The sequence below is a fragment of the Streptomyces sp. NPDC052773 genome (assembly GCF_044547145.1).
Classification (GTDB): domain Bacteria; phylum Actinomycetota; class Actinomycetes; order Streptomycetales; family Streptomycetaceae; genus Streptomyces.
In genome coordinates this window covers 249443-261338 of record NZ_JBITZX010000008.1, presented here as the reverse complement: position 1 = coordinate 261338, position 11896 = coordinate 249443, and the positions used below count along the sequence as shown (strand labels likewise).

Here is an 11896-nt window from a genome sequence, read left to right as displayed (position 1 = left end):
TGAACAGCCGGTCCCGCCGGCCGGGGAACCGCCGTGCCGGTCACATCGCCTCGGCCATCAGCCGTACGCCCTCCCGGATCCGCCCCGGCGGCAGATGCGCGTACCCCAGCACCAGCCGCACCCCCGGATCGCGCGGCCCCGCCCCGGTGCCCGCGTGCGCGCAGTCCGACAGCGGCCGGACGGCGACACCCGCCGCGGCCACGCGCGCGAGAAAGGCCTGCTCGGGGCCGTACCGCTCCGGCAGCGTCGCGATGACGTGCAGCCCGGCCGCGATCCCGGACACCTCCGCACCGGGGAAGAACTCCGCGAGCGCGGCGACGAGCGTGTCGCGCCGCTCCCGGTAGGCGCGCTGGCAGCGGCGCAGCTGACGGTCGTAGTCGCCGCGCTCCACGAAGTCGGCGAACACCGCCTGGTCGACGCTGGGATGGCCGAGATCCGTCGTCCGCTTGCGGGCCACGACCTCCTCCGCCAGCCACTCGGGGACCAGCAGCCAGCCCAGCCGCAGTCCGGGCGCCAGGGACTTGCTCACCGACCCGGTGTAGGCCACCCGCTCCGGGTCGAGGCCCTGGAGCGCGCCGACGGGGGCACGGTCGTAGCGGAAGTCGCCGTCGTAGTCGTCCTCCAGGACGATCCCGTCCACCGACCGCGCCCAGTCGAGGAGTTCGGCGCGGCGCCGCGCCGAGTAGGCGATGCCGGTCGGGTACTGGTGCGCCGGGGTCGTCACCACCGCCCGCACGCCCGACGCGCGCAGCGGGCCGGGCGCGAGGCCGTCGTCGTCCAGCGGCAGCGGCACGGTGGCGACCCCGGCCGAGGCGTACACGTCGTCGTGCTGGGGGCTGCCCGGGTCCTCGACGCCGACCGCGCGGACGCCCCGCGCGCGCAGCGCGAACCCCAGCAGCGCCATCGCCTGCGTCACCCCGGAGACCACCACGATCCGCTCCGGGTCCGCGACGACGCCCCGCCGCCGGGCCAGCAGTCCGGCCAGGGCGGTGCGCAGCCGGGGCAGGCCGCGCGGGTCCGGATAGCCGAGGCCGTGGTGCGGCAGCTCGGCCAGCACCCGGCGCTGCGCCACGGTCCACGCCGCGCGCGGGAACAGCGACAGATCCGGGGTGCCCGGCACGAAGTCGGCGCGCGCGCCCAGGGCGCGCGGCGCGAGGTCCCGCACGCCCGGCCGGGCGGCCCGCACGGCGTCCCCCACCCACGTCCCCGCGCCCCGCCCGCTGCGCAGATAACCCTCCGCCGTCAGCTGCTCGTACGCCTCCGTGACCAGCCCCCGCGACACCCCCAGGTCCGCGGCGAGATCCCGGCTCGACGGCAGCCGCGTGCCCGCCGCCAGCCGCCCCGTGCGCACCGCCTCCCGCAGCGCCGCCTGCAACGCCCGCCCCCGCGACCGCGCCGGCGCGGAGGCGGCCGGCAGCAGCACCTCCCAGGCGACCGAGCCGCCGTCCCGGCCGCCCGCGGACCTGCCGTCCGGGGAGCCGCCGTCCGGGGAGTCGCCGTTCGTAAAGCTGTCGTCCCGGCCGTCCGGGGAACCGCCGTTCGTAGAGCCGTCGTCCCGGCCGCCCGTGGATCTGCCGTCCGGGGAGCCGTCGTCCCGGCCGTCCGGGGAGCCGCCGTCCGGAGAGCCGTCGTCCCGGCCGTCCGAGAAACCGCCGTCCGGGGAGCCGCCGTCCCGGCCGCCCGCTGACCTGCCGTCCGGGGAGCCGCCGTCCGGGGAAAGGGAATTGGTCCGGGACACCGTCATGGAAGTGGACCTTAAACCGGGCCGCCACGCTTCCTAGCGTCGGCCCCATGAACGCCACCACCACCCGCGGCTCCCTCCTCGCCGCGCTCGCCTGCGTCCTCGTCGGAGGATCCTTCACCGCCAACAGCCTCCTCGGCGACTACCCGTACGCGGGCGGCCAGTTCCTGCGCTACGCCCTCGCCTGCCTGCTGCTGATCCCGCTCGCCCGAGCGGGCGCCGTCGCCCGGCTGCGGGCCCTCACCGCCCGGCAGTGGGCGCGGCTCGCCCTGCTCGCGGCCGTCGGCATGGTCGGCTTCAACCTGGCGGTCCTGGCCGCGGAGCGCACCGCCGAACCCGCCGTGCCGGGCGTCCTCGTGGGCTGCGCGCCGGTCGTCGTCGCGGTCGTCGTCCCGCTCATGGACGGGCGGCGGCCCCGCCGCACCGTGCTGTACGGGGCCTCGCTGGTGGCCGTCGGCGCCTTCACCGTCCAGGGCTGGGGCCGCACCGACGCCGCCGGACTCGCCTGGTCGGCGGGCGCGCTCGCCGGCGAGGTCGGCTTCGCGGTGCTCGCCGTCCCGGTGCTGCGCCCGCTCGGCCCGCGCCTGCTGTCCGCCACCGTGTGCGGGGTCGCCGCACTGGAGTCCGCGGCGGCCGGGCTCCTCCTCGACGGCACCGCCTGGCTGCGCCGCCCCGACCCCACCGAGACGGCCGCCCTGCTGTGGCAGGCGGCGATCGTCACCGTCATCGGCTTCGTCTGCTGGTACATGGGCATGCAGCGGATCGGCGCCGAGCGCGCCACCCTCTTCTCCGGGCTCATCCCCGTGGCCGCCGCCTGCACCGCCCCCCTCGTCGGCACCGGCTCCTACGGCTCCGCCCAGGCCGTCGGCAGCGCCCTGGTCGGCGCCGGGGTCGCCCTTGGGTCCGGCGCGCTGAAGCGGGCCCCGCGGTCACGCCCCGCCCGTTCCCGGGATCTGCCCGGCGTCCCCGGGGCAGCCGGGGTTACCGACGGCCACGACGGGTCGCCGCCGCTCGCGCGTAAGCAGAGGTGAAAGACCACAGTGAGGGGGCAGGCCGACCGTGGACGCCAAGAACCGGTTCGAGACCAGGACCACCTTCGCGCGTGAAGTACACGGTGATCGCGACCCGGTACGACGACGTGGTCACGCCGTACGAGTCGTGCGCCCTGACGGAGACCGAGGGCCACCAGGTGCGGAACCTGGTCCTCCAGGACATCGACCCGGAGGACCACACGCCGCACGTGCGCATGCCGTATAACCCGACCGTCCTCCAGGAGGTCCTGAAGGCGCTGGCCGAGTGACCCGCGGGCGCGCTCAGCGGCTGCCGTCGAGCAGCACGCGCGCCACCAGCGCCGGGTCGTCGTTCATCGGGACGTGACCGCAGCCGGGCAGCCGGACCAGCCGGGCGCGGGGGATGACGGTCTTGGCGCGCACGCCCTGCCGGGGCACCAGCAGCCGGTCCCGGGTGCCCCAGGCCACGGTGACCGGCAGCCCCGGCACGTCGTCGGTGAACCGCACGGTCCGGCCCGAGCGCAGGGTCTCGGCGAACCCCCGCGCGGTGGCCAGCGCCCGCGTCTCGGCGACCACGGCCTCCGGCGCGCGCCGGGCCGGGCGGGCGTAGATGGTGCTGGTCAGCAGCGTCCGGCCGACCGCGGACGGCGCCAGCCGCTCCACCACCGACGGGGGCGGGGGGGGGGGGGGGGGGGGGCGCCCCCCGCCCCCCCCCCCCCCCCCCCCCCCCCCCCCCCCCACCCCCCTCGGCCTGAACGGCCTCGTCCTCAAGCGCCGGACTGGCTGATGGCACGCACCCTCAGCCTCGGCGGCGGGCCCTTGCCGCCACCGCCGCTCCCGCCGCCAGCAGCGCTACCGCCCCTGCCGCCAGGTACGGCGTCGTCGAGTTGCCGCCGGTCTCGGCGAGGTCCGCCTGGGCGGGGCCGCCCTGGGGTTTGACGTCCGGGGCGGGGCTCGGGGTGGTGGTGGTCCGCGGGGTCTCGCAGGTTGCCTTGGCGAGGGTGACCGTGCCCTGGACCTCCGCCACGTTGAGTTTCAGCGGGTTGACCGAGACCGAGAGTTCGAGGGCGGTGGCGGCGGCCGTGCGGGAGGTGGTCTCGCGGTGCGAGAGGTCGAGGCGGACCTCGCCCACGCCCGGGACCTGGACGTTCGTGGTGCCGCCGGCGGTGAGGGTGACGCGCTTGCCGAGGACCGTGACGGCGCCCGGCAGGTTGGACTCGGCCACGGGAGTCCGTCCCGTCTCACATGTCGCCGTGGCGGTGACCTGTTCGACCTCGATGAGGGACAGCAGGGGCAGGCCCGGCACGTGCACCTTCGCGTGGGCGAGGCGGGTGCTGCCCTGTGCCTTGCCGTCCGTCACGGTCGCCTTGGCCTGGGCCGCCTCCGCGCTGAGCACGCTGAACGGCTTGCCGCCGTCCACGCCGTCCAGGCGTACGGTCAGCGCGGTCTTCTCCGCGCTCTGCGGCGCCCGGACGTCATTGAGGGAGACCGCGAGGGGGACGTTCACGGTCTTGTTCAGCAACGAGACGTCGAGGCCGGTGCGCAGCACCACCGCGGTGGCCTGGCCCTCGCCGCCGGGGGCGGGGGTCGCGTGGGCGAGGGCCGCGGGTCCGGCGGCGGCCAGGGCGGTGGCGGTCGCCACGGTGACGAGTCTGCGTGCGGGCATGCGGAAGCGGGGGGTGCCGTTCAAGGTGGGACTCCCTGAGGACCTGAAGAGACGTGCTCGGGACGCGGAAAGAATGTCGTACCGCGCCCCGGCCGTCAGCGATCCGACGGGAGTTCACCCCAACGGGGGTTCGGCGTATGCCCTTTCGAATCCCGAGGGGTCTCAGCCGACGATGCGGCCGTTGAGCACCACGCGTCGCGGCGCCGTCAGCACCCGTACGTCCGCGCGCGGGTCCTCCTCGTAGACCACCAGGTCGGCGGGGGCGCCCTCGACCAGGCCGGGGCGGCCGAGCCAGGCGCGGGCCGCCCAGGTGCCGGCGGAGATCGCCTCCACGGCCGGGATGCCGGCCGTGACCAGTTCCGCGATCTCGGCGCCCGCGAGGCCGTGGGCGAGGGAGCCGCCGGCGTCGGTGCCGACGAAGACGGGGATGCCGGCGTCGTGGGCGGAGCGGACGGTGTCGTAGCGGCGGGCGTGCAGGCGGCGCATGTGGTCGGCCCAGCGCGGGAACCTGGCCTCGCCGCCCTCGGCGAGCTTGGGGAAGGTGGCGATGTTGACGAGGGTGGGGACGATCGCGACGCCCCGCTCGGCGAAGAGCGGGATCAGGTCCTCGGTGAGGCCCGTGGCGTGTTCGATGCAGTCGATGCCCGCCTCGACCAGGTCGCGCAGCGAGTCCTCCGCGAAGCAGTGCGCCGTCACCCGCGCGCCCAGGCGGTGGGCCTCGGCGATCGCCGCCTCGGCCGCCTCGCGGGGCCAGCACGCCGACAGGTCGCCGAGGTCGCGGTCGATCCAGTCGCCGACCAGCTTGACCCAGCCGTCGCCGCGCCGGGCCTCCTGGGCGACGTAGGCGACGAGGTCGTCCGGTTCGATCTCCCAGGCGTAGTTGCGGATGTAGCGGCGGGTGCGGGCGATGTGCCGCCCGGCGCGGATGATCTTCGGGAGGTCGTCGCGGTCGTCGACCCAGCGGGTGTCGGCGGGCGAGCCCGCGTCGCGGATCAGCAGGGTGCCCGCGTCGCGGTCGGTCAGCGCCTGTTTCTCGGCGACGTCCGCCGGGACCGCGCCGTGCGCGTCGAGGCCCACATGGCAGTGGGCGTCGACCAGGCCGGGCAGCGCCCAGCCGGTCACCGTGCGCACCTCGCGGGCGCCGGCGGGACGGTCGTAGGAGATCCGCCCGCCGACGACCCAGAGTTCGTCGCGGATGTCGTCGGGTGAGACGAGCACCCGCCCCTTCACGTGCAGCACCGCTCCATCGCTCATGCACCGCACCCTAGGGGGTGTCTAGTCGGACTTCCCCACCTGGTCCGAGATCTCCTCCTCGACGTCCGCCATCGCCGGGTCGAGCAGGCGGGAGAGGAAGTGGCGGGTGCGTTCGTGGGCGGGGCGGGTGATGACCTGTTCGGGGTCGCCGTCCTCGACGATCACGCCGCCGTCCATGAAGACGACCCGGTCGGCGACCTCGCGGGCGAAGGTCATCTCGTGGGTGACGACCATCATGGTCATGCCCTCCTGGGCGAGCATCCGCATCACCGCGAGGACGTCGCCGACCAGCTCCGGGTCGAGCGCGGAGGTCGGCTCGTCGAACAGCATCACCTCGGGGCCCATGGCGAGGGCGCGGGCGATGGCGACGCGCTGCTGCTGGCCGCCGGAGAGGGAGGACGGGTAGGCGTCCGCCTTCTCCGCGAGGCCGACGCGGGCCAGGTTCTCGGCGGCGACGCGGGCGGCCTGCGCCTTGTCCCGCTTGAGCACCCGGCGCTGCGGCAGCGTCAGGTTCTCGGTCACCGTGAGGTGCGGGAACAGGTTGAACTGCTGGAAGACCATGCCGATGCGGCGGCGTACGGCGTCGATGTCGACGTCCGGGTCGGTGACCTCCGTGCCGCCGACGAACACCTGGCCCTTGGTGGGCTCCTCCAGCAGGTTCACGCACCGCAGCAGCGTGGACTTGCCGGAGCCGGAGGGGCCGATGACGCAGACGACCTCGCCCTGGCCGATCTCCAGGTCGATGCCGCGCAGCACCCGGTTGTCGCCGAAGGACTTGTGCAGATCGCGGATCTCGATCTCGGGGCGGCTCATTTCACGGCCTCCTGGGCCTTCGCCTCCATACGGCGTACGACGAAGCCGAGCGGGATCGTGACCAGCAGGTAGCACAGGCCGGCGACGAGGATCGGCGTGGAGTTGGCGGTCTGGCTGGCCAGGTCGCGGCCGAACTTGGACAGTTCCCGCTCCTCCAGGGTGACACCGAGGAACAGCACCAGCGAGGAGTCCTTGAAGAGCAGGACGAGTTCGTTGGTGAGCGGCGGCAGGATGACCCGGAAGGACTGCGGGAGGATGATCGAGATCATGGCCCGGGCGTGGGAGAAGCCCAGCGAGCGGGCGGCTTCCATCTGGCCCTTCGGGATGGCCTGGATGCCCGCGCGGAAGGTCTCCGCCATGTAGGCGGCGGCGACCAGGCCGAGCGCGAGGGCCACCTTGCCGTAGGTGCCGCCGACGATCTCCGTGCCGGGGAAGGCCAGCGGGACGGCCACCCCGATGAAGATGAAGATCAGCAGGGCGGGCAGGCCGCGGAAGATCTCGATGTAGACGCCGGCGAGCCACCGGTACGGGCCGACGGACGACAGCCGCATCAGCGCGATGACCATGCCGAGCACCAGGCCGACGGCGAAGCCGGACAGGGTGTACAGCACGGTGTTCTTCAGCGCCAGCGTGATGACCTCGGGGAACATCTGCTCCGCGATGTCGGCCTGCGCGAACTGGTTGGCCAGCCGGTCCCAGTCGGCCGTGACCGCGAAGGCGATCACGGCCGCGACGAAGACGACGTACTGCGCGCCGCGCGAGAGGCTGCGCCTCTGGCGCCGGGTCAGGCCCTTCCTCTTCGGCTGGAGAGCGGTGTCCGGGGTGTCCGGGCTCGTCATGAGGCGGACGGGGAGGCCGCGGTCGCACCTTCCGTCGCGGGAGCGACGTACGGGCCGATCCACTGCTCGTACAGCTTCTTGTACGTGCCGTCGGCCTTGGCGTCGGCGATGGCCTTGTTGATGGCCTCGCGCAGCTTGTCGTTGCCCTTCTTCACCGTGAAGCCGTACTGCTCGCCGGTGTTGATCTGCTCCGCGACCTCGAAGGCGTCGGCGTTGGCCTTGTCCTTCAGCCAGCCCTGGACCACCGGGTAGTCGATGACGACCGCCTGGACCTGGCCGGTGCGCAGGCCGTTGAGGACGGCGTCGGAGGACTCGAAGGAGACCGGGTCGAGGCCCTTGCTCTTGGCGTAGTCCTCGCCGGTGGTCTGCGCCTGGGCGCCGACCTTCTTGCCCTTGAGGTCGGCGAAGGAGGAGATGCCGCTCTTCTTGTCGGCGAGGACGGCCTGGGTGGCGTCGAAGTACGGGTCCGAGAAGTCGACGTTCTTCTTGCGCTCCTCGGTGATGGTCATGCCGGCGGCGGCGAGGTCGCACTGGCCGGCGTTGAGGGAGCCACCCGTCTTGAAGTTCTCGAAGGGCTGGTCGAGGATCTGCTGCTTCACGCCCAGGTCCTCGGCGACCAGGTCGATCAGCGCGACGTCGAAGCCCTGCACCTTGCCGTCGATCTCCGACTGGAACGGCGGGTACGGCAGGTGGGTGCAGGTGGTGAGCTGTCCGGCCTTGACCAGCTCGACACCACCGGCGGCGGTCTTCTCGCCGCCGTCGCCGTCGTCGCTGGAGGTGCAGCCGGCTACGAGGACCAGCCCGGCCGTCGCGGTGGCGGCGACCAGGACACGGGCCCGGCGCCCGAGGACGGTGTTCACGGGGGACCTCCTAAGGGAACAGTGAGTTCCGATTATAAGGAAATGTTTGGGTCACTCAAATAGAAGTGATGCCTGTGGGGCGGTTCGGCCTAAGAAGTCGCGCCGCCGAGGGGGCAGTGGAGGCTGCCGGGCGGTGGACGGGGGCCCACCGGACGGTGGACCCCGGGCCGCTACCCTCGACCTCGTCCGCCCCGTGAGCGAAGAGAGCACCGCAGTGACCCACCCCCTCCTCGACCTGCCCCCGCTGACCGCCGCGCGCTTCGCCGCGATCGAGGACCGGGTCGCCCGGCTGCTGGACACCCGGCAGGACGTCGTGATCATGCAGGGCGAGGCGCTGCTGCCGTTGGAGGGGGCGATCCGGGCCACCGCCGGGCCGGGCACGGTCGCGCTGAACGTGATCACGGGGCCGTACGGGCAGACCTTCGGGGGCTGGCTGCGGGACTGCGGTGCGACGGTGTACGACCTCGCCGTGCCGTTCCACACGGCGGTGACCGCCGAGCAGATCCGGGAGGCGTTCGCCGAGCACCCGGAGATCGACTTCGTGTCCCTGGTGCACGCCGAGGCGGCCACCGGCAACACCAACCCGGTCGCGGGGATCGGCGAGGTGGTCCGCGAGCACGGCGCGCTGTTCTACCTGGACGCGGTCGCCTCCGTCGGCGCGGAGCCGGTGCTGCCGGACGCCTGGGGCGTCGACCTGTGTGTGATCGGCGCGCAGAAGGCGATGGGCGGCCCGGCGGGCGTGTCCGCGGTGTCGGTGAGCGAGCGGGCATGGGCGCGGATGGCCGCGAACCCCGCGGCGCCGCGCCGCTCGTATCTCTCCCTCCTGGACTGGAAGGAGCGCTGGGTCGACGGCGGTCGCAAGGCGCTGCTGCACGCGCCGGCGCAGCTGGAGATGCTGGCGCTGGAGGCGTGTGTCGAGCGGATCGAGGCGGAGGGCCTGGAGACGGTGATGGGTCGCCACCGCTCCGCCGCGGCGGCGACCCGCGCGGGCGCGGTGGCACTCGGCGGGGGCCTGGAGCCGTATGTCCACGACGCGGCGGAGGCGGCTCCGGTGGCGACGACGCTGCGCGCCCCGGCGGGGGTGACCGCCTCGGAACTGGTCGCCCGCGCCCTGGCGAGCGACCCGGCACTGCCGCTCGCCGCGGGCGGCGGCTCCCTGGCCAAGGAGATGATCCGCGTCAACCACTACGGCCCCGACGCCACCCCGGGGGCCGTCCAGGCAAGCCTCGCCGCCCTGGGCGCCGCGCTGGCCGAGCAGGGAGCGACGGTGGACCTGGAGGCGGCACGGCGCGCCGCCGAGGCCGCCTGGAACTGACGACCGCCGAGAGCGGGGGCGGCAGGACCGCGCACTGTCGCCCGCGCCCCGGCGGCGCGGGCGCGTGCCGCCGAACCACTGAAGTGCCGGGGACTGGACGACGCCGGGCGGATCGACGGGGGCCCGATGCGGGGGCTCGAAATCGGTCTGCGCTGGGTGCTCATTCATCTCATTGAGGAGTACGCGCGGCACAACGGCCATGCGACATCCTTCGGGAACGTATTGACGGGGTTACCGGAACCTGAATTCGGAACTCTTATATAAAGAGATTCCACGGCAGCTTCCCGTATTCTTCTGCCCCGTTTCCCCAACGCTAAACGCGAAGATTCTGCAAACGCCAATCGGCGTAATTCGGGCGGATCTCACAGGGGTTACATGGCTGTGACGCGTTACACATCGCGTCCGTTTTGTGCTGGATATTCCGGGCAAATCCCCACAAGCCACCTCGCACGCGCCCGCGTGATAACACAGGACGCCTTCCCACCCAACCCCCAGCGGCCATGCAATTTCGAATTCCGCTCGCTAAATTCAATCCGCATGACTGCCGCACCCGCAGACACACCAGCAGACGCATCAGCAGACCTGTACATCGACCGCCCGTCGGTGGCGGACGGGGCCGCTTTCTGGCGGCTCGCCAAGGAATCCGGAACGCTCGACCTGAACTCCTCCTACAGCTATCTGCTGTGGTGCCGGGACTTCGCCGCGACCTCCGCGGTGGCGCGCGACGGCGACGGGGAGGCCGTCGGGTTCGTCACCGGGTACCTGCGGCCCGACCGTCCGCGGACCCTGCTCGTGTGGCAGGTGGCCGTCGACGCCGCCCACCGCGGTCGCGGCATCGCGGCCCGGCTGCTGGACGGGCTGGCCGCCCGGGTGGCGGCCGAGCTCGAGGTGATCTGCGTGGAGACGACGATCACCCCGGGCAACACCGCGTCGGAGCGGCTGTTCGCCTCGTTCGCCGCCCGGCACGGCGCCCGCGTCGAGCGGGAGGTCCTGTTCGACACCCCGCTGTTCCCGGACGGCCCGCACGACCCCGAAGTCCTGTACCGCATCGGCCCGTTGACCCCCCACCTCTCGCACTGAGGAGCGATTCGTCGTGACCATCACCCAGCCCGACCTGAGCGTCTTCGAGACCGTGGAGTCCGAGGTGCGCAGCTACTGCCGCGGCTGGCCCACCGTCTTCGACCGGGCGCACGGCAGCCGTATGTACGACGAGGACGGCCACGAGTACCTCGACTTCTTCGCCGGGGCCGGTTCGCTGAACTACGGCCACAACAACCCCGTGCTGAAACGGGCCCTGCTCGACTATCTGGAGCGGGACGGCGTCACCCACGGTCTCGACATGTCGACGACGGCCAAGCGCCGCTTCCTGCAGACCTTCCAGGACCTGGTGCTGCGCCCGCGCGACCTGCCGTACAAGGTCATGTTCCCGGGCCCGACGGGCACCAACGCCGTGGAGGCCGCGCTGAAGCTGGCGCGGAAGGTGAAGGGGCGCGAGGCGATCGTGTCGTTCACCAACGCCTTCCACGGGATGTCGCTCGGCTCGCTCGCCGTCACCGGCAACGCCTTCAAGCGGGCCGGCGCCGGAATCCCGCTGGTGCACGGCACGCCGATGCCGTTCGACAACTACTTCGACGGCACGGTGCCGGACTTCCTGTGGTTCGAGCGGCTGCTGGAGGACCAGGGCTCCGGGCTGAACAAGCCTGCCGCCGTGATCGTGGAGACCGTGCAGGGCGAGGGCGGCGTCAACGTGGCCCGCGCGGAGTGGCTGCGGGCGCTCGCCGATCTGTGCGCGCGCCAGGACATGCTGCTGATCGTCGACGACATCCAGATGGGCTGCGGCCGTACCGGCGCCTTCTTCTCCTTCGAGGAGGCGGGCATCACCCCGGACATCGTCACCGTCTCCAAGTCCATCAGCGGCTACGGCCTGCCGATGTCGCTGTGCCTGTTCAAGCCGGAGCTGGACGTGTGGGAGCCGGGCGAGCACAACGGCACCTTCCGCGGCAACAACCCGGCGTTCGTCACGGCCAGCGCCGCGCTGGAGATGTACTGGACCGACGGCTCCGCCATGGAGAAGCAGACCCGGACGCGCGGCGAGCAGGTCGAGCAGGCGCTGATCGCCGTCACCGAGGAGAACCTGGCCGACGTCAAGGAGTACCGGGGCCGCGGCCTGGTGTGGGGCCTGGAGTTCCACGACAAGGGCCGGGCCGAGCGGGTCGCGCGCCGCGCCTTCGAGCTGGGGCTGCTGATCGAGACCTCCGGCCCGGAGAGCGAGGTCGTCAAGCTGCTGCCCGCCCTCACCATCACCCCCGACGAGTTGGACGAGGGCCTGACCACGCTCGCCCGCGCCATCCGCGAAACCGCCTGACGGCCCGACCGCCCGACGGCCGGAGCGCCCGAC

Annotated in this window: 12 protein-coding genes and 1 pseudogene; 6 read left to right on the top strand and 7 right to left on the bottom strand. The window is 73.0% G+C overall.

The features are described 5' to 3' along the window. Positions 1–40: 40 nt before the first annotated feature. Positions 41–1744 carry an aminotransferase class I/II-fold pyridoxal phosphate-dependent enzyme gene (locus ACIG0D_RS20155; protein WP_399802522.1) on the bottom strand — a complete coding sequence of 568 codons (1704 nt, stop codon included), beginning with the start codon at positions 1742–1744 and terminating at the stop codon, positions 41–43. A gap of 47 nt (positions 1745–1791) precedes the next feature. Here ACIG0D_RS20155 and ACIG0D_RS20150 point away from each other — a divergent pair, with 47 nt between their 5' ends. Together ACIG0D_RS20150 and ACIG0D_RS20145 are read left to right on the top strand one after the other, a co-directional pair. After that, on the top strand, positions 1792–2772 hold the full coding sequence (locus ACIG0D_RS20150) for a DMT family transporter (RefSeq protein WP_399802519.1): 981 nt from the start codon (positions 1792–1794) through the stop codon (positions 2770–2772). 71 nt (positions 2773–2843) lie between these two features. Further along, a complete protein-coding gene (locus tag ACIG0D_RS20145; RefSeq protein ID WP_399802515.1) occupies positions 2844–3041 on the top strand; it encodes a hypothetical protein in 198 nt (65 codons plus the stop codon). Positions 3042–3054: 13 nt separating this feature from the next. Here ACIG0D_RS20145 and ACIG0D_RS20140 read toward each other — a convergent pair. The 6 genes and pseudogenes from ACIG0D_RS20140 to ACIG0D_RS20115 all read right to left on the bottom strand — a co-directional run. Beyond that, a pseudogene (locus tag ACIG0D_RS20140) lies at positions 3055–3426 on the bottom strand (alpha/beta fold hydrolase); the annotation flags it as partial. Positions 3427–3550: 124 nt separating this feature from the next. Next, positions 3551–4441 carry an SCO1860 family LAETG-anchored protein gene (locus tag ACIG0D_RS20135; RefSeq protein ID WP_399802512.1) on the bottom strand — a complete coding sequence of 297 codons (891 nt, stop codon included), beginning with the start codon at positions 4439–4441 and terminating at the stop codon, positions 3551–3553. A gap of 138 nt (positions 4442–4579) precedes the next feature. Then, positions 4580–5671, bottom strand: a complete 1092-nt coding sequence (locus ACIG0D_RS20130; RefSeq protein ID WP_399802509.1) for an amidohydrolase family protein — start codon at positions 5669–5671, stop codon at positions 4580–4582. Positions 5672–5692: 21 nt separating this feature from the next. After that, positions 5693–6484, bottom strand: a complete 792-nt coding sequence (locus ACIG0D_RS20125) for an amino acid ABC transporter ATP-binding protein (RefSeq protein ID WP_399802507.1) — start codon at positions 6482–6484, stop codon at positions 5693–5695. Beyond that, positions 6481–7323: an amino acid ABC transporter permease gene (locus tag ACIG0D_RS20120; protein WP_399802504.1), complete on the bottom strand. Its 843-nt coding sequence runs from the start codon at positions 7321–7323 to the stop codon at positions 6481–6483. Before ACIG0D_RS20120 ends, ACIG0D_RS20125 begins: the two co-directional genes overlap by 4 nt. Continuing rightward, on the bottom strand, positions 7320–8183 hold the full coding sequence (locus ACIG0D_RS20115) for a transporter substrate-binding domain-containing protein (RefSeq protein WP_399802501.1): 864 nt from the start codon (positions 8181–8183) through the stop codon (positions 7320–7322). The genes ACIG0D_RS20120 and ACIG0D_RS20115 overlap by 4 nt, the downstream gene beginning before the upstream one ends. A gap of 214 nt (positions 8184–8397) precedes the next feature. Here ACIG0D_RS20115 and ACIG0D_RS20110 point away from each other — a divergent pair, with 214 nt between their 5' ends. From ACIG0D_RS20110 to ectB, 4 genes are all read left to right on the top strand, one after another. Further along, positions 8398–9498 (top strand): pyridoxal-phosphate-dependent aminotransferase family protein, encoded by a 1101-nt coding sequence (locus ACIG0D_RS20110; protein WP_399802749.1) that lies wholly within the window; start codon positions 8398–8400, stop codon positions 9496–9498. A gap of 78 nt (positions 9499–9576) precedes the next feature. Further along, the gene (locus ACIG0D_RS20105; protein ID WP_399802746.1) at positions 9577–9762 is read left to right on the top strand and encodes a DUF664 domain-containing protein; all 186 of its coding nucleotides are present in this window, start codon (positions 9577–9579) and stop codon (positions 9760–9762) included. A gap of 273 nt (positions 9763–10035) precedes the next feature. Then, the gene (ectA, locus tag ACIG0D_RS20100; RefSeq protein ID WP_365767480.1) at positions 10036–10578 is read left to right on the top strand and encodes a diaminobutyrate acetyltransferase; all 543 of its coding nucleotides are present in this window, start codon (positions 10036–10038) and stop codon (positions 10576–10578) included. Between the two features lie 13 nt (positions 10579–10591). Continuing rightward, positions 10592–11863, top strand: coding sequence for a diaminobutyrate--2-oxoglutarate transaminase (gene ectB / locus ACIG0D_RS20095; RefSeq protein WP_399802496.1), 1272 nt, complete (start codon positions 10592–10594; stop codon positions 11861–11863). The last annotated feature ends 33 nt before the right edge of the window (positions 11864–11896 follow it).

Bases quoted from the DNA above. Each gene is read 5' to 3' on its own strand.
- ACIG0D_RS20125 (WP_399802507.1), bottom strand. From the start codon at position 6,484: ATGAGCCGCCCCGAGATCGAGATCCGCGATCTGCACAAGTCCTTCGGC.
- ACIG0D_RS20120 (WP_399802504.1), bottom strand. From the start codon at position 7,323: ATGACGAGCCCGGACACCCCGGACACCGCTCTCCAGCCGAAGAGGAAG.
- ACIG0D_RS20130 (WP_399802509.1), bottom strand. From the start codon at position 5,671: ATGAGCGATGGAGCGGTGCTGCACGTGAAGGGGCGGGTGCTCGTCTCA.
- ectA (WP_365767480.1), top strand. From the start codon at position 10,036: ATGACTGCCGCACCCGCAGACACACCAGCAGACGCATCAGCAGACCTG.
- ACIG0D_RS20155 (WP_399802522.1), bottom strand. From the start codon at position 1,744: ATGACGGTGTCCCGGACCAATTCCCTTTCCCCGGACGGCGGCTCCCCG.
- ACIG0D_RS20150 (WP_399802519.1), top strand. From the start codon at position 1,792: ATGAACGCCACCACCACCCGCGGCTCCCTCCTCGCCGCGCTCGCCTGC.